Source organism: Nocardioides bruguierae (assembly GCF_023554635.1).
GTDB classification, from domain to species: domain Bacteria; phylum Actinomycetota; class Actinomycetes; order Propionibacteriales; family Nocardioidaceae; genus Nocardioides; species Nocardioides bruguierae.
The window spans coordinates 81,921-101,881 of sequence record NZ_JAMJPH010000026.1 but is presented as its reverse complement, the minus strand read 5'-3'; the positions used below and the strand labels follow the sequence as shown (position 1 = coordinate 101,881).

At 71.3% G+C, this 19,961-nt stretch carries 20 protein-coding genes and 2 tRNA genes; 10 read left to right on the top strand and 12 right to left on the bottom strand.

The features are described from left to right. Positions 1-384: 384 nt before the first annotated feature. Positions 385-828 carry a hypothetical protein gene (locus M8316_RS15125; RefSeq protein ID WP_250055898.1) on the top strand — a complete coding sequence of 148 codons (444 nt, stop codon included), beginning with the start codon at positions 385-387 and terminating at the stop codon, positions 826-828. Positions 829-858: 30 nt separating this feature from the next. Here the strand turns inward: M8316_RS15125 and M8316_RS15120 are convergent. The 11 genes from M8316_RS15120 to M8316_RS15070 all read right to left on the bottom strand — a co-directional run bounded on the left by M8316_RS15120 (position 859) and on the right by M8316_RS15070 (position 12,109). After that, positions 859-934, bottom strand: a tRNA-Ala gene (locus M8316_RS15120). 46 nt (positions 935-980) lie between these two features. After that, positions 981-1,106: a DLW-39 family protein gene (locus M8316_RS15115; protein ID WP_250055897.1), complete on the bottom strand. Its 126-nt coding sequence runs from the start codon at positions 1,104-1,106 to the stop codon at positions 981-983. A 45-nt stretch (positions 1,107-1,151) separates the two neighbouring features. Next, positions 1,152-1,225 (bottom strand) — tRNA-Ile (locus M8316_RS15110). Between the two features lie 135 nt (positions 1,226-1,360). Next, positions 1,361-1,870 carry a DUF3566 domain-containing protein gene (locus M8316_RS15105; protein ID WP_250055896.1) on the bottom strand — a complete coding sequence of 170 codons (510 nt, stop codon included), beginning with the start codon at positions 1,868-1,870 and terminating at the stop codon, positions 1,361-1,363. Continuing rightward, positions 1,870-4,560 (bottom strand): DNA gyrase subunit A, encoded by a 2,691-nt coding sequence (gene gyrA, locus M8316_RS15100; RefSeq protein WP_250055905.1) that lies wholly within the window; start codon positions 4,558-4,560, stop codon positions 1,870-1,872. Before gyrA ends, M8316_RS15105 begins: the two co-directional genes overlap by 1 nt. Positions 4,561-4,695: 135 nt before the next feature. Continuing rightward, a complete protein-coding gene (gene gyrB / locus M8316_RS15095) occupies positions 4,696-6,825 on the bottom strand; it encodes a DNA topoisomerase (ATP-hydrolyzing) subunit B (RefSeq protein WP_372490600.1) in 2,130 nt (709 codons plus the stop codon). 298 nt (positions 6,826-7,123) lie between these two features. Beyond that, the gene (locus tag M8316_RS15090; protein ID WP_372490602.1) at positions 7,124-7,666 is read right to left on the bottom strand and encodes a DciA family protein; all 543 of its coding nucleotides are present in this window, start codon (positions 7,664-7,666) and stop codon (positions 7,124-7,126) included. 61 nt (positions 7,667-7,727) lie between these two features. Next, the gene (recF, locus tag M8316_RS15085) at positions 7,728-8,879 is read right to left on the bottom strand and encodes a DNA replication/repair protein RecF (RefSeq protein WP_250055894.1); all 1,152 of its coding nucleotides are present in this window, start codon (positions 8,877-8,879) and stop codon (positions 7,728-7,730) included. A gap of 71 nt (positions 8,880-8,950) precedes the next feature. Beyond that, positions 8,951-9,835: a phosphogluconate dehydrogenase (NAD(+)-dependent, decarboxylating) gene (gene gnd / locus M8316_RS15080; protein ID WP_250055893.1), complete on the bottom strand. Its 885-nt coding sequence runs from the start codon at positions 9,833-9,835 to the stop codon at positions 8,951-8,953. Positions 9,836-9,953: 118 nt separating this feature from the next. Beyond that, entirely contained in the window at positions 9,954-11,090 is a 1,137-nt protein-coding gene (dnaN, locus tag M8316_RS15075; protein ID WP_250055892.1) for a DNA polymerase III subunit beta, read from the bottom strand. A gap of 602 nt (positions 11,091-11,692) precedes the next feature. Continuing rightward, positions 11,693-12,109, bottom strand: a complete 417-nt coding sequence (locus tag M8316_RS15070; protein WP_250055890.1) for an organic hydroperoxide resistance protein — start codon at positions 12,107-12,109, stop codon at positions 11,693-11,695. A 52-nt stretch (positions 12,110-12,161) separates the two neighbouring features. Between M8316_RS15070 and M8316_RS15065 the strand changes: the two genes are divergently transcribed. Continuing rightward, a complete protein-coding gene (locus M8316_RS15065) occupies positions 12,162-12,602 on the top strand; it encodes a MarR family winged helix-turn-helix transcriptional regulator (RefSeq protein ID WP_308196033.1) in 441 nt (146 codons plus the stop codon). A 15-nt stretch (positions 12,603-12,617) separates the two neighbouring features. Here the strand turns inward: M8316_RS15065 and dnaA are convergent, their stop codons facing one another. Further along, positions 12,618-14,102 (bottom strand): chromosomal replication initiator protein DnaA, encoded by a 1,485-nt coding sequence (gene dnaA / locus M8316_RS15060; protein ID WP_372490599.1) that lies wholly within the window; start codon positions 14,100-14,102, stop codon positions 12,618-12,620. A gap of 511 nt (positions 14,103-14,613) precedes the next feature. Between dnaA and rpmH the strand changes: the two genes are divergently transcribed. The 8 genes from rpmH to M8316_RS15020 all read left to right on the top strand — a co-directional run bounded on the left by rpmH (position 14,614) and on the right by M8316_RS15020 (position 19,844). Beyond that, positions 14,614-14,751 (top strand): 50S ribosomal protein L34, encoded by a 138-nt coding sequence (gene rpmH, locus M8316_RS15055; RefSeq protein ID WP_250055884.1) that lies wholly within the window; start codon positions 14,614-14,616, stop codon positions 14,749-14,751. A gap of 17 nt (positions 14,752-14,768) precedes the next feature. Beyond that, positions 14,769-15,107: a ribonuclease P protein component gene (gene rnpA / locus M8316_RS15050; RefSeq protein WP_250055882.1), complete on the top strand. Its 339-nt coding sequence runs from the start codon at positions 14,769-14,771 to the stop codon at positions 15,105-15,107. Continuing rightward, positions 15,104-15,415, top strand: coding sequence for a membrane protein insertion efficiency factor YidD (yidD, locus tag M8316_RS15045; protein ID WP_250055880.1), 312 nt, complete (start codon positions 15,104-15,106; stop codon positions 15,413-15,415). The genes rnpA and yidD overlap by 4 nt, the downstream gene beginning before the upstream one ends. A gap of 3 nt (positions 15,416-15,418) precedes the next feature. Next, entirely contained in the window at positions 15,419-16,480 is a 1,062-nt protein-coding gene (gene yidC / locus M8316_RS15040; RefSeq protein ID WP_250055878.1) for a membrane protein insertase YidC, read from the top strand. Next, a complete protein-coding gene (locus M8316_RS15035) occupies positions 16,477-16,953 on the top strand; it encodes a Jag family protein (RefSeq protein WP_250055876.1) in 477 nt (158 codons plus the stop codon). The genes yidC and M8316_RS15035 overlap by 4 nt, the downstream gene beginning before the upstream one ends. Before the next feature lie 37 nt (positions 16,954-16,990). Beyond that, a complete protein-coding gene (rsmG, locus tag M8316_RS15030) occupies positions 16,991-17,704 on the top strand; it encodes a 16S rRNA (guanine(527)-N(7))-methyltransferase RsmG (protein ID WP_250055874.1) in 714 nt (237 codons plus the stop codon). Positions 17,705-17,877: 173 nt separating this feature from the next. Continuing rightward, entirely contained in the window at positions 17,878-18,813 is a 936-nt protein-coding gene (locus M8316_RS15025) for a ParA family protein (RefSeq protein WP_250055872.1), read from the top strand. Then, positions 18,810-19,844, top strand: coding sequence for a ParB/RepB/Spo0J family partition protein (locus M8316_RS15020; RefSeq protein ID WP_272495303.1), 1,035 nt, complete (start codon positions 18,810-18,812; stop codon positions 19,842-19,844). The genes M8316_RS15025 and M8316_RS15020 overlap by 4 nt, the downstream gene beginning before the upstream one ends. Positions 19,845-19,961: the final 117 nt, after the last annotated feature.

The following is a 19,961-nucleotide window of genomic DNA, read 5'->3' as shown; positions in this document are numbered from 1 at the left end:
CGCCCCCCCCGGCCGGGGGTGCGCCCCGCCCCGCCGGAGGGGGGCCACGGGCCTCCGCGCACCGCCGTCCTGCGTGCCACCACGACACGGCGGTGGCCGGCGACCGTCCCTGCTCCTCGTCCTCACGCGGCCCGCGCCGTCCGCCGGGGACAGGCGGACGAGGCGGGCGCACCGCGTCCGGACGTGGAAACGGCCACGGACGGCCCTTCCCCAGGCCGGCCGCAGCCGTTGCAAGAACGCTAGACCAGCCGCGCCCGCGTGCCACCACGACACGCCGCGACACGCCGGTGCGTCTCGGTAAAGTTCTCGTGAGGGACGTCAACGCTTGCGCGGCGGTGCCGATCTCCCGGGCATGACCATCCTCGCGACCGCCGCGGCACCGCTGTGCTGACGCTGCTGGGAGCGCTGGGCTTCGGTGCCCTCTCGGCGTTCGTGCCCGTCGCCAACGCCGAGCTGTTCGCGGTCGCCGCCGGCCGGCACGGCGCGTCGGTGACCACCGGGCTGGTGCTGGCGCTCGCCGTGGGGCAGACCCTGGCCAAGGTCGGGCTCTTCGAGGCGGCCCGGCGCGGCTCGGCGCTCCTGGCCCGGCACCGCCGGCGACCGTCCTCGCGGTGGGCCACCCACGTGGCGGCCCACCTCGGTCACCGCGCCACGCGCGCTCCGCTGGTGCTGACCGCGGCCACGGTCGGCCTGCCACCCCTCATGGTGGTCAGCGTCGCGGCCGGTGCCACGGCGCAGCCGCGCTGGGAGTTCGGAGCCCTCGTGCTCGTCGGGCGGATCGCCCGGTTCTCGGCGCTCGCCGCGCCGGTGGCGCTGGCGCTCGGTTGATCAGCCCTGCCGGCCGATCGGTGAGGGAGCTGGTGGAGCCTAGGGGACTCGAACCCCTAACCCCCTGCTTGCAAAGCAGGTGCGCTACCAATTGCGCCAAGGCCCCGTGCGGCCGGGGCCGCGGTGGGAAAGTGCTGGACTGACCGCGTGGGTCAGTGGGACGTGACGTCGTCCGTGGCCTCGGCCCAGAGCGCCTGCTCGGCCTTGGTGCGGTCGAGCTGCTTCTTCGCGACGACGGCCGCGGCAGCGGCCAGGGCCACGAGGAGGATCTTCTTCATGGCTGCTCCTGCCGAGCGTCGCGGGCCAGAGATGGTGGTGCTGGGTGGGCCTAACAGGACTTGAACCTGTGACCTCTTCCTTATCAGGGAAGCGCTCTAACCGTCTGAGCTATAGGCCCGTCGGTCGCTCTCACGACCGCCCGGATCAGGCACGATGTCGTGCCCTGAACCGAGAGTGGACGATACCCGAGGTGCCGCTGACGCCACAAAACGCGGCGGCACCCGAGATCGACGTGCGGGTGGGGGGGTGCGGCTCAGCGGTCCTCGGCGAGGGTGATCTCGATGCCGCCGAGCAGCGCGGCCGCCATGTTGTAGAGGAACGCGCCGAGGGTCGCGATGGCCGTGAGCAGCACGACGTCGATCGCGGCGATCACCATCGTGAAGCCGACGACGCGGGAGGTGCCGAGGTAGGCCTCGATGTCGAAGCCGCCCATCGAGTCCTCACCGACGACGTCCGCGACGGTCTGGTTGATCGAGTCCCACACGCCGGCGCCGCCGAGCACGCTCCACACCATCAGCACGGCCACCACGGTGACGATGCCGGCGGCGATGGAGAGCAGGAACGCGGTCTTCATCACCGACCACGGGTCCACGCGGGTCAGGCGCAGGCGGGCGCGACGCGACGGGGCGACGCTCACGGTGTCCTTGGCCGGCGCGGGCGCCTTCTGCGGCTTCTCCGCCGGGCGGGACGAGGTCAGCCCGTTGCCGAACGCCGCCGTCTGCTCGGCGGGGGCGGTTCGCTCCTGGGTGGGACGCTCCGTCATCAGTCGTCATCCTCGTCGTGCTCGTCGGTGGCCGCGGGGGCCGTGTCGGTCGCGGGCTCGTCGCCGCTCACCTGCTGCGACGCCTCACCCTCTGCGATTGTTGCACCCTCTGCCGTGGCACCCGAGTCCGTGGCCGGGTCCACCCCTTCGGGGGCACCCTCCACCTCGTCCTCGGCGGGCTCCTCCTTCGCCTCGACCGAGCGGGCCACGACGGCCACGGAGTCGTTGCGCTTGAGGTTGACGAACTTCACGCCCTGCGTGGAGCGGCCGGTGGCGCGGAAGGCCGCGTCGATGGGGGAGCGGACGACCTGGCCGGTGGCCGTGATCGACATGATCTCGTCGCCGTCCTCCACGATGAACGCGCCGACGAGGCCACCGCGGTCGGCGTTCGTCAGGGCCATCGCCTTGATGCCCAGGCCGCCGCGGGACTGCAGGCGGTACTCCGAGATGCGGCTGCGCTTGGCGAAGCCGCCGTCGGTGATGGTGAAGACGAACTGCGCCTTCACCTCCTCCACGGCCTCGGAGCTGACCTCCACGTCGGCGGAGTCCTCGGTGGTCTCCGCCAGGCCGGCGGCCTCCTCGGCCGCCACCTGCGCGGCACGGATGACCGACAGGGAGAGCAGCGAGTCGTCGTCGCGGAACTTCATGCCCGTGACGCCGGAGGTGGCGCGGCCCATCGGGCGGAGCTGGCTGTCCTCGGCCCGGAACCGGATCGCCTGGCCGTGGCGGGAGACGAGCAGGATGTCGTCCTCGCCCGAGGCGAGCTCCGCGCCGATCAGGGCGTCGTCGTCCTCGCGGAAGTTGATCGCGATGACGCCGGCCTGACGAGGAGAGTTGTAGTCGCCCAGGCGGGTCTTCTTCACCAGGCCCGCGCGGGTGGCGAGCACCAGGAACGGCGCCTGCTCGTAGTCGCGGATGGCCAGCACCTGGGCGATCTGCTCGTCCGGCTGGAACGAGAGCAGGCCGGCGACGTGGCCGCCCTTCGCGTCCCTGGCCGCCTCGGGCAGGTTGTAGACCTTGGTGCGGTAGACACGACCGGCGGTGGTGAAGAACAGCAGCCAGTGGTGGTTCGTGGTGGCGATGAAGTGCTCGACGACGTCGTCGCCCCGCAGGGTCGCCCCGCGCACGCCCTTGCCGCCGCGCTTCTGCACGCGGTAGGCGTGCCGCTGGGTGCGCTTGGCGTAGCCACCGCGGGTGATGGAGACGACGACCTCCTCGTCGGGGATCAGGTCCTCCATCGAGATGTCGCCCTCGGCCGCGGCCACGATCTGCGTGCGCCGGTCGTCCCCGAACTTGTCGGTGATCTCGGTGAGCTCGTCGGCGATGATCGTGCGCTGACGCGTCGGGTTGGCGAGGATGTCGCGCAGGTCCGCGATGATCTCCTCGAGCCGGGCCAGCTCGTCGATGATCTTCTGACGCTCCAGGGCGGCCAGGCGGCGCAGCTGCATCGCGAGGATGGCGTCCGCCTGGATCTCGTCGATCTCCAGCAGCTGGATCAGCCCGGTGCGGGCCTCGGCGACGTCGGGGGAGCGGCGGATGAGGGCGATGACCTCGTCGAGCGCGTCCAGCGCCTTGACCAGGCCGCGCTGGATGTGCGCGTCCTCCTCGGCCTTGTTCAGGCGGAAGCGGGTGCGCCGCTGGATGACGTCGACCTGGTGCTCGACCCAGTGCGAGATGAACTGGTCGATGGTCAGGGTGCGCGGCACCCCGTCGACCAGCGCCAGCATGTTGGCGCTGAAGTTGGTCTGGAGCTCGGTGTGCTTGAACAGGTTGTTCAGCACCACGCGGGCCACGGCGTCGCGCTTGAGGACGACCACGAGGCGCTGGCCGGTGCGCGAGGAGGTGTCGTCGCGGACGTCGGCGATGCCCTGGACCTTGCCCGAGAGCGCCAGGTCGGCGATCTTCTCGGCCAGGTTGTCGGGGTTGACCATGTACGGCAGCTCGGTGATGACCAGCGAGGTGCGGCCCTTGCTGTCCTCGTCGACCTCGACCACGGCGCGCTGGGTGATCGAGCCGCGCCCGGTCTTGTAGGTCTGCTCGATGCCCTGCCGGCCCACGATGAGCGCCGCGTTGGGGAAGTCGGGGCCCTTGATCCGCTCCAGCAGCGCCGCCTGGAGCTCCTCCCGGGTCGCCTCGGGGTTCTCCAGCGCCCAGATGGCACCGGAGGCGACCTCGCGCAGGTTGTGCGGCGGGATGTTGGTCGCCATGCCGACCGCGATGCCCGCGGAGCCGTTGACCAGCAGGTTCGGGAAGCGAGAGGGGAGGACCAGCGGCTCGGAGGAGCGGCCGTCGTAGTTCGGGCCGAACTCGACGGTGTCCTGCTCGATGTCGCGGACCATCTCCAGCGCCAGCGGCGCCATCCGGCACTCGGTGTACCGCATGGCGGCGGCCGGGTCGTTGCCCGGCGAGCCGAAGTTGCCCTGGCCGTTGATCAGCGGCGCGCGCATCACCCACGGCTGGGCCAGGCGCACGAGGGTGTCGTAGATCGCCGAGTCGCCGTGGGGGTGGTACTGACCCATGACGTCGCCGACGACGCGGGAGCACTTGGAGAAGCCGGCGGTCGGGCGGTAGCCGCCGTCGAACATCGCGTAGAGGACGCGGCGGTGCACCGGCTTGAGGCCGTCACGCACGTCGGGCAGCGCGCGGCCGACGATGACCGCCATCGCGTAGTCGATGTAGGAGCGCTGCATGGACGTCTGCAGCTCGACGCGCTCGATGCGCCCGCCGGGCCCCGGGGTGGGGGTGATGCCGTCGGTGGGGGTCTCAGTCACGTGTCTCGATCTCTCTGGTTCGTTCTACCGGTATCTAGGACTGGGGTTAGAGACCTAGATATCCAGGAATCGGACGTCCTTGGCGTTGCGCTGGATGAAGGAGCGCCGCTGGTCGACGTCCTCGCCCATGAGGATCGAGAAGATCTCGTCCGCGTGGGCGGCGTCGTCGAGGGTGACCTGGAGCAGGAGCCGGTTGTCCGGGTCCATCGTGGTCTCCCACAGCTCGTCGGCGTTCATCTCGCCCAGACCCTTGTAGCGCTGCACCGGGTTCTCCTTGGGCAGCTTCTTGCCCGCCTCGGCACCGGCGCGCAGCAGCGCGTCGCGCTCGGCGTCGGAGTAGACGAACTCGTGCTCGGCCGGCTTGCTCCAGCGCAGGCGGTACAGCGGGGGCTGCGCCATGTAGACGTAGCCCTCCTTGATCAGCGGCCGCATGAAGCGGAACAGCAGGGTGAGCAGCAGCGTGTTGATGTGGTGGCCGTCCACGTCGGCGTCCGCCATGAGGACGACCTTGTGGTAGCGCAGCTTCTCCAGGTCGAACTCCTCCTGGATGCCCGTGCCCAGCGCCGAGATGATCGCCTGGACCTCCTGGTTGCCCAGGACCTTGTCCAGCCGCGCCTTCTCGACGTTCAGGATCTTGCCGCGGATCGGGAGGATCGCCTGGATGCGCGGGTCGCGGCCCGACTTGGCCGAACCGCCGGCGGAGTCACCCTCGACGATGAAGACCTCACACTCGGCGGGGTTGCGCGACTGGCAGTCGGCGAGCTTGCCCGGCAGGGAGCCGCCGGTGCCGAAGCCCTTGCGGGAGCGGGCCAGGTCGCGCGCCTTGCGGGCGGCGATGCGCGCCATCGCGGCGGCCTGGGCCTTGCGGACGATGTCCTTGCCCTCCTGAGGGTTGGCCTCCATCCACGCACCGAACTCGTCGTGGACGACGCGCTGGGTGAAGCCCTTGGCCTCGGTGTTGCCGAGCTTGGTCTTGGTCTGGCCCTCGAACTGCGGCTCGGCCATCTTCACGGAGATGATCGCGGTGAGGCCCTCGCGGATGTCGTCGCCCGACACCCGGTCCTCCTTCTTCTTGATCAGGCCCCAGTCCTCGCCCTTGCTGTTGACCAGCGAGGTGAGGGCCGCACGGAAGCCCTCCTCGTGGGTGCCGCCCTCGTGGGTGTTGATCGTGTTGGCGAAGGTGTGGACCGACTCGGCGAACGAGGTGTTCCACTGCATCGCGATCTCGACGCTCATGTGGTTCTCCACCGAGGCCGGGGTCTCGGCCTCGAAGGAGATCACCGACGGCGTGGCGATCGTCTTGCGCTTGTTCAGGTGCTCGACGTAGTCGACCAGGCCGCGGTCGAACTTGAAGACCTGCTCGAGCGCGCCGCCCTCGCCGCGGACGGGGGCGTCGGTCTCCACCGCCTCCTCCACGGGCTCGCCCTCGACGACCTCGGCGACGGCCACGCCCTCGGGGCGCTCGTCGCGGACGACGATCTCCAGGCCCTTGTTGAGGAAGGCCATCTCACGGATGCGCGAGGTGATCGTCTCGAGGTTGTAGGTGGTGGTCTCGAAGATGTCGGGGGAGGCCCAGAAGCTGACGGTGGTGCCGGTGGCCTCGCCGTCCTCCATGGGGCGCACCTCCTGCAGCGGCCCGTCGGGGTCGCCCAGCGTGAAGGTCTGGCGCCACAGGTGGCCTCGGTTCTTGACCTCGGCCACGACCCGGCTCGAGAGCGCGTTGACGACGGAGACGCCCACGCCGTGCAGACCGCCGGAGACCTTGTAGCCGCCGCCGCCGAACTTGCCGCCGGCGTGCAGGACGGTCAGCGCCAGCGTCAGCGCCGGCAGCTCCTGGCCGGGGGCGGTGTCGGTCGGGATGCCGCGGCCGTTGTCCTCGACGCGGATCGCGCCGTCCTCGGTGAGGGTGATGACGATGCGGTCGCAGTGGCCGGCCAGGGCCTCGTCCACCGCGTTGTCGACGATCTCCCAGATGAGGTGGTGCAGGCCGCGCTCACCGGTGGAGCCGATGTACATGCCGGGGCGCTTGCGGACCGCCTCGAGGCCCTCCAGCACGGTGATCGCCGACGCGTCGTAGGCGACCTCGGGGTCGGCGCCGGCGGGGATGCCGGTGGCGATGTCGGTGGTGATCTCGGGGACGTTCCCGTCACCGTCGGTGGCGGGGTTTCCGGCCTGCTCGGTCACTGCTACCTCTTCCCGGGGGTCGGCGCCGACCGGGGGGTGTCGGGCCTGACGCAAGACGAAGGGTCACGCAGTCGTGACCCGGGCTCAGTCTAGCGGCTGAGCGCCTCTGAGCCACGTCCCCCTCGCCGCCACGGGGGATGAATCGTCCGTCGGACCCCTCTCATCGCCCCGGAACGGCCGCTCAGAGCGCCGAACGGGGGTGGGAACGGCCCCGGATACGGACGCGAGGCCCGCAGATCGGCAGAGAGGGCCACTTGCCGTCCACCGGGCACGGCCCGCGGTCCATCCCGCGATCCGCTCAGCCGTAGGTGTCGCGCGGGCCGCGTCCCTTGACCCGGCGGGGCCCCTTCGTCCAGGACGGGGCGTGGGGGCCCTGCACGTCCAGGAACGTCACGGTGCCGGGCCCGAGCTCCTCGTTGAGCCGCGCCAGCACCCGGGGGGCGAGCAGCTTCAGCTGGGTGGCCCAGGCGGTGGAGTCGGTGCGCACCAGCAGGCGTCCCTCGGTGAAGGACTCCGGCGTGCAGTGGCCGGCGATCTCCTCGCCCACCAGGTCCGGCCAGCGAGCGAAGACGCCGTGCACCCGCAGGTCCAGCGCCCACCCGTGGTCGGCCACCAGCCGGGAGAGGGAGCCCTCGAGCAGCTGCGGGTCCCGGTCGTCCCCCCGCGCCTTCCTCGGGGCGTCACCACGAGGACGACGCCGGCGTGACCGCTTGTCCGGCGGCAGCCCCCCGGCGGCCGTGGCGCGCGCGATGCGGCGGGCCAGGTCCAGCCCAGCGTCGTCGTGCGGCTCCTCCTCGGGGCCGGTGCGCGGCTCGGGGAGCTCGGCGGCGTCCGACGCCACCTCCTGCGGCCCACCGTCCGTGGCACCCGTGTCCTCCCCGTCCCCCTCGGGACGGGGCGACTCACTCGACACGGGAGACCTCGCCGCCGGCGACCGCGAAGCGCGCACCCGCGAGCGCCGGGGGCACGTCCTCGGCCACGGCGGCCGTCACCAGCACCTGCTCGGCGCCGGCCACCAGCTCGGCCAGCTGGGTGCGCCGGCCGGCGTCCAGCTCGGCGAAGACGTCGTCGAGCACGAGGATCGGGTCGTCGCCGTCGTCCCGCAGGAGGTCGAAGGAGGCCAGGCGCAGCGCGAGCGCGAACGACCACGACTCCCCGTGGCTGGCGTAGCCCTTGACGGGCAGTCGCGGGCCGTCGTCCGAGCCGATGGTGAGCAGCAGGTCGTCGCGGTGCGGGCCGACGAGGCAGACGCCGCGCTCCAGCTCGTCGCGGCGGCGCGCCTCGAGCTCCACGAGGATCGTCTTCTCCAGCGTCTCCTGGTCGTGGGCCGGCGGCAGCTCGAAGGAGGGGCGGTACTCGATCCGGGCGTCGTCGCGGCCCGCGCCACGCGCCACGGACTCGTAGGCGCGGCCGACGTAGGGGGAGAGCTCCTCGACCAGGCGCAGCCGCCCGGCCAGCAGCTCGGCGCCGGTGCGGGCCAGGTGGGAGTCCCACACCGAGAGGGTCGCCAGCGCCCCCTCGGAGGAGGACGACCCGCGACGGGCAGCGCCGGCGGTCTTGAGCAGGGAGGAGCGCTGCTTGAGCACCCGGTCGTAGTCGCTGCGGACGCCAGCCAGCCGCGGTGCCCGCAGCACCAGCAGGTCGTCGAGGAACCGGCGGCGCTCGCCGGGGTCGCCCTTGACCAGCGCCAGGTCCTCGGGGGAGAAGACGACCGTGCGGACCAGGCCGACGAGGTCGCGGGCACGGGGGAGGGCGGACCGGTTGACCTTCGCGAGGTTGGACTTGCCGGGGTTGAGCTGCACCTCGAGCACGGCGGTCCGCCCGTCCCGGACGACCGCGGCCCGGACCAGGGCGCGGTCGGCGCCCGCGCGGATCAGCGGGGCGTCGCCGGCGACCCGGTGGGAGGAGAGCCGCGAGAGGTAGTCGATCGCCTCGACCAGGTTCGTCTTGCCCTGGCCGTTGCGCCCCACGAACGCCGTGACCCCGGCCTCCAGCGCGACGTCCACCTGCTCGTAGGAGCGGAACTGGTGCAGGGTCAGGTGGGAGACGTGCATGGCGACCGGGGTGCGGGGCTCGGGGAGCGGGGCGGGAGTGCCGGTGGTGGGGCCGGGGGAGCGGGGCTCCCTCAGCCCTTCGCGCCGGAGTGGACGGCGTGGCCGCCGAACTGGTTGCGCATGGCGGCGATCGCCTTCATCGCCGGGCTGTCCTCCTGGCGGGAGGTGAACCGGGCGAAGAGCGAGGCGGCGATGACGTTCATCGGGACGGCGTTGTCGATGGCGGCCTCGACCGTCCACCGGCCCTCGCCGGAGTCGTCGGCGTAGCCGCGCAGCGCCTCGAGGTGCTCGTCGTCCTGGAGCGCGTTGGTGAGCAGGTCCAGGAGCCAGGAGCGGATGACGGTGCCGCTGCGCCAGGAGTCGAACGTGGCCGGCACGTCCTCGACGAGGTCGACCGCCTCGAGCAGCTCCCAGCCCTCGGCGTAGGACTGCATCATCGCGTACTCGATGCCGTTGTGGACCATCTTGGCGAAGTGGCCGGCGCCCGGCTTGCGGCCGGCGTGCACGAAGCCGCCGTCGGTCGGCTTGAGGGAGTCGAAGGCCGGCTGGACCTTGGCCACGTCCTCGTTCGAGCCGCCGCACATCAGGGCGTAGCCGTTCTCCAGGCCCCAGACGCCGCCGGAGACGCCGCAGTCGACGAAGCCGATGCCCTTCTCGCCGAGCTCGGCGGCGTGCCGGGCGTCGTCGGTCCACTTGGAGTTGCCGCCGTCGACGACCACGTCGCCCTCGGAGAGCAGCTCACCGAGCTGGGAGACCGTGTCGTGCGTCGGCTTGCCGTGCGGGACCATCACCCACACGACCTTGGGGCTGGGCAGCGCCTCCACGAGCGCCTCGAGGCTGTCCACGTCCCGCAGGGCCGGGTCGAAGTCGAAACCGACCACGGTGTGCCCCGCCTGGCGGAGCCGGGTGCGCATGTTGCCACCCATCTTGCCGAGGCCGACCAGTCCGATGTCCATGCACGCGCTCCTCGTTGTCAGTCACTGCCGGGTCTGCTGCCGGGTCTGCTCGGGACGGTCCTGCGGTTCCCGGTGGGTGCCGCGGGTGCCGTCCGACGACCCCACGGTATCCACGTCGTCAGGAGAGCAGACGGCGAGGCATGAGCAGGTACCGGAAGCCGGGCCCCTCCGCCTCGTCCGTCGTGCCGGAGATCACCACGGGCTTGGAGGCCTGGGTGAACGCCAGCTCGACGACGGGCTCGTCGATCGCGGTGAGCCCGTCGAGCAGGTACTGCGGGTTGAAGCCGGTGGTCAGCTCGTCGCCGTCGATGTCGGCCTCGACCGACTCGGAGGCCTGCGCCTCGTCGCCGGAGCCGGCGTCGAGGGTGAGCACGCCGTCGACGAAGGCGAGCTGCACGGCGGTGTTGCGCTCGGCCACCAGCGAGACGCGGCGCACCGACTCGACCAGCGAGGCCTTGTCGACCTTGGCGACCGTGAGGTGCTCGTTCGGGAACAGGCTGCGGACCTTGGGGAACTCGCCGTCCAGCAGGCGGGTCGTGGTGCGGCGCACGCCGCCGGCCGCCGCGCCCTCGAAGCCGATGATCCCCTCGCCGCCGTTGCCGGCGGACAGGGCGATGGTGATCTCGTCGCCCGCGCTCAGGGACTTGGCCGTGTCGGCCAGCACCTTGGCGGGGACGAGGGCCGCGACCGTGGCGTCGGGGGTGTTCGGGTTCCAGCCCAGCTCGCGGTGGCTGAGGCGGAAGCGGTCGGTGGCCAGCAGGGAGATGCTGGAGCCGTCGATCTCGAGCCGCACGCCGGTGAGCACCGGGAGCATGTCGTCCTTGCCGGCCGCCGTGACGGCCTGGGCGACGGCGTGGGCGAACAGACCGCTGTCGACGGTGCCGGTGGCGGTGGGCATCTCCGGGAGGGTCGGGTAGTCCTCGACCGGCATGGTCTGGAGGCTGAACCGCGCGCTGCCGCAGGTGAGGGAGACGCGAGCGCCCTCGAGGGTCATCTCCACCGGCTTGGCGGGGAGGCTGCGGCAGATGTCGGCGAGCAGACGACCGCTGACCAGGGCCCGACCGTCCTCGGAGACGTCGGCCGCGAGCGTCGCGCGGGCGGAGGTCTCGTAGTCGAAGGCGGAGAGGACGAGGCCGGAGTCGCCGGCCTGGATCAGCAGACCTGCGAGGACGGGGACGCTCGGCCGTGCGGGCAGGCTGCGTGCCGCCCAGGCGACGGCGTCGGCGAGCACGTCGCGTTCGACGCGGAACTTCACTGTTGGCGTCCCTCTCCTCGTGGTGGGCCGGCGGCGGGCCGGCCTCGCGGAAGTCGAATCCTGCCACGCGCGTCGGCGCACCGGCACGCCGCGGGTGATCCCACGGACTTTTGTGATCCTGGTCGTGGTCGTGCGGCTGTCCGTCTGTGGCAGCAACCTGCCACCTTCGACAGCGAGGGGTCGGGGTGGGCCAGGTGGTTCCGGCAGGTCGCCCCCGGGGGCGGAGAGGGTTTGTCCCCAGGAAGGGGTCGGTGCAGAAGTGCACCGGGAATCGAGTCGGTGATGGATCCAGAGTGGTCATAGGTCCGGTGGATCCTGTGGACGACGTGGGTAATGCCTGGTCGCCACGCTCGATCGAGGTGCACAGGGGGTGTGGAGGACGTCGTGGGGATCCTGGCGTCCGTGTGGGGATCCTCGTCCGTGTGGAGGGCTCTGCCACGGGATCCTCAAGTCACCACCGTGTAGTTCATCTCCGGCGGGCCGGTTCTCCACAGGGTCGAGGACGGCCGGCGGGAGCGTCCGGACGGCACAGGACCCCGACACCGAGCCGGCGTCGGGGGCCTCGAGACGGGCCGTTGCCGGCCCTGGGTGCTGCTGTGCGGTCAGGCGACCGTGAGCGTGACCTCGATGTTGCCGCGGGTCGCGTTGGAGTACGGGCAGACCTGGTGGGCCTGCTCGACCAGCTGCTGGGCCTGGTCGCGGTCGAGGCGGGGGATGGTGACCTCGAGCCCGACGGCGAGGCCGAAGCCGCCGCCCTCGAGCGTGCCGATGGAGACGTCGGCGACGACCTCGGTCTCCCCCAGGTCCGCGCCCGTGCCGCGGGCGACCACCTTGAGCGCCGAGTGGAAGCAGGCCGCGTAGCCGGCGGCGAAGAGCTGCTCGGGGTTGGTGGCGCCGCCGGGGCCACCCATCTCCTTCGGGATGCGGACGTCGGTGTCGACGAGGCCGTCGGAGGAGGCGACGTGGCCGTTGCGGCCGTCGCCGGTGGCGAGTGCGGTGGCGGTGTACACAGTTTCCATGTCCACAAATGTATTGCGCACAATCTAATTGTCAAGCGTCTACCCTGGGGACGTGGCTCCACAGCACCCGCAGCTCGCGCTCGACGCCCAGCTCTGCTTCCCGCTCTACGCGGCGACGCGCGCGGTGACCAGGACGTACGCCGACCTGCTGGAGCCGTCGGGGCTGACCTACCCGCAGTACCTGACGATGCTGGCGCTGTGGGACGCCGACTCCCCCGTGTCCGTCTCCGCCCTCGGGTCGCGCCTGCACCTGGACTCCGGGACGCTCACGCCCCTGCTGAAGCGACTGGAGGCGGCGGGGCGGATCGTGCGCCGGCGCGACCCGGCCGACGAGCGTCGGGTGCTGGTCTCCTGCACGCAGGAGGGCTGGGCGCTGCGCGAGCAGGTGGCCGACGTCCCCCTCCGCCTGGCCGGGGCCATGGGCCTGGAGCGGGACGAGGCGGAGCGGCTGCGCGCGGACCTCGGCCGGCTCCTGGCGCACCTGGACGGCTGAGGCGCCGTCGCGGGCTCAGGCCTGGCGGGCCTGCATCTTCACGCGGTTGGTCAGCTCGCTGACCTGGTTGAAGACCGCGCGGCGCTCCGCGAGCAGCTGGTTGATCTTGCGGTCGGCGTACATGACCGTCGTGTGGTCGCGGTTGCCGAACTCGGCGCCGATCTTGGGCAGCGACAGGTCCGTGAGCTCGCGGCACAGGTACATGGCGATCTGGCGCGCCATCACGAGGTGCCGGCCCCGGCTGGGGCCGGTGAGCTCGTCGATGCTCAGGCCGAAGTACGCGGCGGTCTGGGCGATGATCAGCCCGGCGGTGATCTCGGGCTCGCCGCCGTCGGGGATCAGGTCCTTCAGCACGATCTCGGCCAGGGTCATGTCGACCTCCTGGCGGTTGAGGTTCGCGAAGGCCGTGACGCGGATGAGGGCACCCTCGAGCTCACGGATGTTCGTCTGGATCTTCGAGGCGATGAACTCCAGCACGTCGGGCGGGGCCGTGAGCCGGTCCATCGCGGCCTTCTTGCGGAGGATGGCGATGCGCGTCTCGAGGTCCGGCGGCTGCACGTCGGTGATCAGGCCCCACTCGAACCGGTTGCGCAGGCGGTCCTCCAGCGCCTCCAGGCGCTTGGGGGGCCGGTCCGAGGTGAGCACGATCTGCTTGTTGGCGTTGTGCAGCGTGTTGAAGGTGTGGAAGAACTCCTCCTGGGTCTGGGTCTTGCCCTCCAGGAACTGGATGTCGTCGATCAGGAGCACGTCCACGTCGCGGTACCGACGCTTGAACCGGTCCTGCCGGTCGTCGCGGATCGCGTTGATGAACTCGTTGGTGAACTCCTCGCTGGACACGTAGCGCACGCGGGCGGTCGTGTAGAGCGAGCGCACGTAGTGGCCGATGGCGTGCAGGAGGTGGGTCTTGCCCAGCCCGGAGTCGCCGTAGACCAGCAGCGGGTTGTAGGCCTTGCCCGGTGCCTCGGCCACCGCCACCGCGGCGGCGTGCGGGAACCGGTTGGACGAGCCGATGACGAACGTCTCGAAGGTGTACTTCGGGTTCAGCCGGGTCTCGGGGGCTCCACGGTCCTTCTCGGCGGCCGGCGGTGCCGCGGCCGGGCCGGTGCTCGGCGGCGGCAGGGTGACCTGGGCGTCGACCCGGGGTGCGGGCGGCGGGGCGTCCACGGGGGCGAGGTCCGCCACCGGCGCAGGCGCGGGACTCTCGGCGGCGTCGAGGTCGGGGTTGACGGTGACGGCGAGGCGGATCTCGGTGCCGTAGGTGACCGAGAGCGCGTCCTCGAGCTGGGCGCGCAGACGCCCCTCGAGCTGCTGCCGGGTGAAGTCGTTGGGCACCGCGACGATGGCGGTGGTGCCGTGCAGCGTCACCGGCTCGGAGGCCGTCAGCCACGCGCGCTGGTTCGGCTGCAGGTCGGCGAGCACGGCGCTCCAGGCGTCCGAGAGCGAGGTGCTGGGCTCGTCCGTCACGGTGAGGTGGGGCCTTCCTGAGGATGCGTGTTCCACAACGTTGTCCACAGGTTGTGGGAAATGCCCGCCGGGCACTCGTGGCGAGGGGCCCGAGTGCCGCCGCGTGTCGACCTCGGCTGCTCCGTTGCAGGTCAGAGGATAGGTGCGCGGTGGCGGTACGTCCCACGAACTGCGAGATCCCCGGACGGGTCCGGGGCCGGCAGGCCGTGGGGGATGCGGGCGAACGTAGCCCCGTGGTGGAGGTGCGGGCAAGCCGTCATCCACAGGGGTGCGGCGGGGGGTCGCGCGTGGTTTGACCCTGGTCTCGCGCCGCGCGTACCGTTGGCCGGTCACCCGAGGTCGACGGGTGCCGCATGTCCACGGGGCTGGTCCGCACCAGACGGGCCCTCGCGTGGGTGGGCGGTGCCGGCCGAAGGGCGGTCCGGGAACCCTGGGACGGGGTGCGAGCACTCTCGCACGCCGTGGCCGGGGCGCTGCCGATCGGGTCGGGTGACGGCCCTGGTGTGGGGAGACCACGCCGCCGACGTCCAACAACGAGGAGCTCACGATGAGCAAGCGCACCTTCCAGCCGAACAACCGTCGTCGCCACAAGGTCCACGGCTTCCGCCTCCGCATGCGGACCCGTGCCGGCCGGGCGATCCTGAACGGTCGCCGCCGCAAGGGCCGCAAGAGCCTGGCCGTCTGAGTCGCGGGCACCCACCGGTGCTCGCCGCCCCGAACCGGCTGACCGACTCCGCCTCCTTCCGTGAGGCGGTGCGTCGTGGTCGCCGGGCGGGGTCGCGGACGATGGTCGTCCACCTCGCCGAGGACGGCGGGCTGCCCGGGGAGTCCCGGGTGGGCCTGGTCGTCAGCAAGGCGGTGGGCGTCGCGGTCGTCCGCAACCGGGTGAAGCGCCGGCTTCGTCATCTGGCCCGGGAGCAGATCTCTCTGCTCCCGGGCCGTTGCACGTTGGTGGTGCGGGCGCTGCCCGCCGCGGCGTCGGCCTCGTCGGCGGAACTCGGCGCGGACCTCGCACGTTGCCTTGATCGGGTGATGTCGTGAAGTACGTGCTGATCGTCCTGCTGCGGGGCTACCGCCTGTTCATCAGCCCGATCTACGGGCAGGTGTGCCGGTACTACCCCTCCTGCTCGGCCTACACGCTGGAGGCCGTGCAGCTGCACGGCTCGGTGAAGGGGTCGTGGCTGGGGGCACGCAGGCTGGCCCGCTGTCATCCCTGGGCCCCCGGCGGCTACGACCCCGTCCCGGGGCACGTCGACGGCCCACCGGTGCCGGTGGACGCGGAGGCGTCCGGCACCATGACCACGTACCGCGGCGCAGACGACGCCGCGCCGCACGAGCAAGGAGTCTGACCCGTGGGTGCACTCGGTGACCTGCTGAGCCTGATCGCCACGCCGCTGTACTACGCCATCTCGGCCGTGCTGGTGGGTTGGCACAAGCTCTTCACCACCCTCGGGATGGACCCCGACGGTGGCTCGACCTGGGCGTTGTCGATCATCGGCCTCACGGTCGTGATCCGCGCGCTGCTGATCCCGCTCTTCGTGAAGCAGATCAAGTCGAGCCGCAACATGCAGCTGCTGCAGCCCAAGGTGCGCGCGCTGCAGGAGAAGTACAAGCACGACCGCGAGAAGCTGGCCGCGGAGACGATGAACCTGTACCGGGACACCGGTACCAACCCGTTCGCCGCCTGCCTGCCGCTGCTCGTGCAGATGCCCATCTTCATCACCCTGTTCCACCTGCTGAACGAGGCGGCGCGGGACTCCACCCCGCACGGGTTCCTGAACGTGAACATGGCGGAGTCCTTCGGCTCGGCCCTGATCTTCGGGCGCATCCCCCTGGCCGAGAGCTTCTGGGGCGCGGGCGTGTGGCGCGCGGACGGCGGCCAGCTGGGCGTCATGCTGCTCGCGCTGTTCCTGGTGCTCGCGATGACGGCGACCACGTTCGTCACGCAGCGCCAGCTGATGAGCAAGAACATGCCGGCCGACGCCATGAGCGGGCCGTACGCCCAGCAGCAGAAGATGCTGCTCTACATCCTGCCCGTGGCCTTCGGTGTCGGTGGCGTGGCCTTCCCGATCGGCGTGCTCCTGTACTGGACCACGTCGAACCTGTGGACGATGGGCCAGCAGTTCTACGTCATCCGCAACAACCCCGCGCCCGGGACTCCGGCGTTCGCGGCCAAGGAGAAGCGGGACGCGGCGAAGGCGGCCCGTCACGGTGGTGCCACGGCCACGGCCACGGCCGCCGTCGAGGAGACCACCGAGGAGCGTCGGCCGGCCCAGCGGCAGCAGCCCAAGCGTCAGTCGCGTGACCAGCGCCGCAAGGGCCAGCCCAACCAGCCCAACCAGTCCAAGCAGGGCAACCAGGCGAAGAGCACCGGAGACGCCGGTGTCGAGAAGAAGGACGGAGGGTCCCGATGAGCGACCAGAAGAGCCGCGTCGAGGCACTCGAGAACGAGGGCGAGATCGCCGCTGACTACCTCGAGGAGCTCCTCGACATCGCCGACCTGGACGGCGACCTGGACATGGACGTCGAGGGTGACCGCGCCGCCGTGTCGATCATCGGCGGTGACCTGGGTCAGCTCGTGGGCAAGGACGGCGAGGTGCTGGAGGCCCTGCAGGAGCTGACGCGGCTGGCCGTGCTGCGGTCGACCGGTGAGCGTTCCCGCCTCATGCTGGACGTTGCGGGCCACCGTGCCCGTCGCCGCGAGGTGCTCGAGGCGCAGGGCGCCGCGGCCGTGGAGGAGGCGAAGTCGTCCGGCGAGGCCGTGCGGCTGGAGCCCATGAGCCCCTTCGAGCGGAAGGTCGTGCACGACGTCGTGGCCGCCGCTGGTCTGGTGTCGGAGTCCGAGGGCGTGGAGCCCCGTCGGTACGTGGTGATCCGCCCTGAGTGACGTCGAGCCCCCTGAGGTTTCACGTGAAACACCCCCTGTGCCCGCTGCGGCGCAGGGGGTGTTCGGCATCGAGCGAGTGGCGCTGGCAGAGCGTTACGCGGAGCTGCTGGCCACGGACGGGGTGGTGCGCGGCCTGATCGGTCCGCGTGAGGCCCCGCGTCTGTGGGAGCGGCACCTCCTGAACTCGGCTGTCGTGGCCGATGCCATCGCGGAGGGCGTCGACGTGGCCGACGTGGGCACCGGTGCCGGCCTGCCGGGCATGGTGTTGGCCATCCGGCGGCCTGATCTCTCCGTGACCCTGATCGAGCCGCTCCTCCGTCGCACGACGTTCCTGCAGGAGGTCGTCGACGAGCTGGGGCTCACCAACGTCACGGTGCACCGTGGCCGTGCGGACAGTGCGGTGGACCTCGGTGGCTTCGATGTGGTCACCTCTCGTGCTGTGGCAGGGCTGAGCACGCTGCTGGAGTGGTGCATGCCGCTGGTGCGGCCACAGGGGCACGTCCTGGCGATGAAGGGTTCCTCGGTCGACGACGAGATCGTGGAGGCCGGCCCCGCTCTCGAGCGCGCCGGCTGGGGTAGACCGGAGGTGCTGGTCGTGGGTGAGGAGGTCCTCGACACCCCCACGACGCTGTGCCGAGTTCCCTGGGCCGATCCCGGGTCGGTAACGTGGCCCCCTCGGGGCTCCGTCGGAGGAGCGAAGCGCCGCCAGGACACGTCTCGTCGTCGCAAGCGGGGCCGTCAGGGTCGGTGACCACGGCAGCGGTCTCGGGAGTTATCCACCGGTGCGAGAAGCACCCTGAGCGTGAGATTCCACAGGTGAGTGAGATTTTTCCACAGGGCGAGAGCGGTCAGGGGCCCGACGAGGTCGGTGCCGAGCAAGCGGCGGAGGCCGACGTTTCACGTGAAACGCCCACCGGCTACCGCGTGAGGACCGCAGCCGACATGGCCGGCTACGACGTCGCCATGGCGGACGAGGACACGCCCCTCGCCCGCGCCGCGGAGAGCACGCTGCTCGCACGAGGGCAGGCGGGCTCGCGGCCCCCGGTGGAACGGCCTCGCGGGACGCGTGTCGTGGTGATCGCGAACCAGAAGGGCGGCGTCGGCAAGACCACGTCGTCGGTGAACCTGGCCGCGTCCCTGGCCCAGCTCGGACAGCGGGTGCTGGTCATCGACCTCGACCCGCAGGGCAACGCCTCCACCGCCCTGAACGTGGACCACCGTCGGGGCACGCCCTCGACGTACGACATGCTCGTGGACGGTGTCCCCCTCGAGGAGGTCGTCACCCAGAGCCCGGAGCACGACCTCCTGTGGGTCTGCCCGGCCACGATCGACCTGGCGGGCGCGGAGATCGAGCTCGTGTCGGTCGTCGCGCGCGAGAGCCGTCTGCGCAAGGCGATCCAGGCGCACCCCTGGGTGGGCGGCGCGGAGGCGGGCGAGAACCGGTACGACTACGTCATCGTCGACTGCCCGCCGTCGCTGGGCTTGCTCACGTTGAACGCCCTGGTCGCCGGCGAGGAGATGCTCATCCCCATCCAGGCGGAGTACTACGCCCTGGAGGGGCTCGGTCAGCTGCTGGAGACCGTCGAGCTGGTGCGGGCGAACCTCAACCAGCACCTGAGGATCTCCGCCATCCTCATCACCATGTACGACGCACGCACGCGCCTGAGCTCCGGTGTCGCCGACGAGGTCCGGGCACACTTCGGCGACCAGGTCCTCGGCACGACGATCCCCCGCTCCGTCCGCGTCTCCGAGGCACCCTCCTACGCGCAGACCGTCATGACGTACGACCCGGCCTCCCCGGGGGCGCTCTCCTACCTGGAGGCGGCTCGTGAGTTCGCCTTCCGCGGGGTCGAGCGATGAGCGGCGGTCAGCGTCCCGGCACGCGGCGCGGTCTCGGTCGGGGCCTCGGATCACTCATCCCGACCGCGCCGCCCGCCACGGAGGATGCCGGCGCGACCGACGCGTCGGGTGTGAGCAGCTCTCCTGCATCGGGGCGTACCGCGGCGGACTCGTCCTCCCGGTCGGGGTCCGTCGAGTCCGCGTCCCCGGGCACGACGTCGCTGGCGCCGGTCGAGGGTGCGTACTTCGCCGAGCTCCCGCTGGAGCGCATCCGGCCGAACGCCCACCAACCGCGTCAGGTCTTCGACGAGGACGCGATGGCGGAGCTGGTGCACTCCCTGCGCGAGATCGGGCTGCTCCAGCCCGTCGTCGTCCGTGACGCGGGTGACGGGTACGAGCTCGTCATGGGCGAGCGGCGGTGGCGGGCCGCGCAGGAGGCGGGCCTGGAGGTCATCCCGGCGATCGTCCGCCAGACCGACGACACCGCCATGCTGCGGGACGCGCTCCTGGAGAACCTGCACCGCTCGCAGCTCAACCCGCTGGAGGAGGCCTCGGCCTACGCCCAGCTGCTCGAGGACTTCGGCTGCACGCACGAGGAGCTGGCGCAGCGGATCGGTCGGTCGCGCCCCCAGATCAGCAACACGCTGCGCCTGCTGCGGCTGAGCCCCGCGGTGCAGCGACGGGTGGCGGCCGGCGTCCTGTCGGCGGGGCACGCCCGCTCTCTGCTCGCGGTGGGCGACGCGGACTCCCAGGACCGGCTGGCCCAGCGCGTGGTCGCCGAGGGCATCAGCGTGCGCGGCCTGGAGGAGATCGTGGCGCTGGGCTCCGGCGACGAGGACGCTCCGCGCCGCACGGCTCGTCGCAAGCCGCAGGCACCGGGCCTCACGGAGATCGCCGACCGGCTGAGCGACCGGTTCGAGACCCGCGTCAAGGTCGACCTCGGCAAGCACAAGGGCAAGATCACCGTGGAGTTCGCCTCGATGGAGGACCTGCAGCGCATCCTCGGCATCCTGGACACCGATCAGGAGTCCACAGATCCATCCAGCGACTAAGCAACAAGACGATAAGTCGACAAAATGACTTGTCGGTCTACAGACACAGAGAGGGCCCGATCCGTGCGGATCGGGCCCTTTCGGCGTCCTGGGAGTTCGTCAGGAAGCGATCTGAGC

Bases quoted from the DNA above. Each gene is read 5' to 3' on its own strand.
- M8316_RS15020 (WP_272495303.1), top strand. From the start codon at position 18,810: ATGAGCGGCGGTCAGCGTCCCGGCACGCGGCGCGGTCTCGGTCGGGGC.
- gyrA (WP_250055905.1), bottom strand. From the start codon at position 4,560: ATGCAGCGCTCCTACATCGACTACGCGATGGCGGTCATCGTCGGCCGC.
- M8316_RS15105 (WP_250055896.1), bottom strand. From the start codon at position 1,870: ATGACGGAGCGTCCCACCCAGGAGCGAACCGCCCCCGCCGAGCAGACG.
- M8316_RS15115 (WP_250055897.1), bottom strand. From the start codon at position 1,106: ATGAAGAAGATCCTCCTCGTGGCCCTGGCCGCTGCCGCGGCCGTCGTC.
- M8316_RS15070 (WP_250055890.1), bottom strand. From the start codon at position 12,109: ATGGAAACTGTGTACACCGCCACCGCACTCGCCACCGGCGACGGCCGC.
- M8316_RS15035 (WP_250055876.1), top strand. From the start codon at position 16,477: ATGAGCGACCAGAAGAGCCGCGTCGAGGCACTCGAGAACGAGGGCGAG.
- rpmH (WP_250055884.1), top strand. From the start codon at position 14,614: ATGAGCAAGCGCACCTTCCAGCCGAACAACCGTCGTCGCCACAAGGTC.
- gnd (WP_250055893.1), bottom strand. From the start codon at position 9,835: ATGGACATCGGACTGGTCGGCCTCGGCAAGATGGGTGGCAACATGCGC.
- recF (WP_250055894.1), bottom strand. From the start codon at position 8,879: ATGCACGTCTCCCACCTGACCCTGCACCAGTTCCGCTCCTACGAGCAG.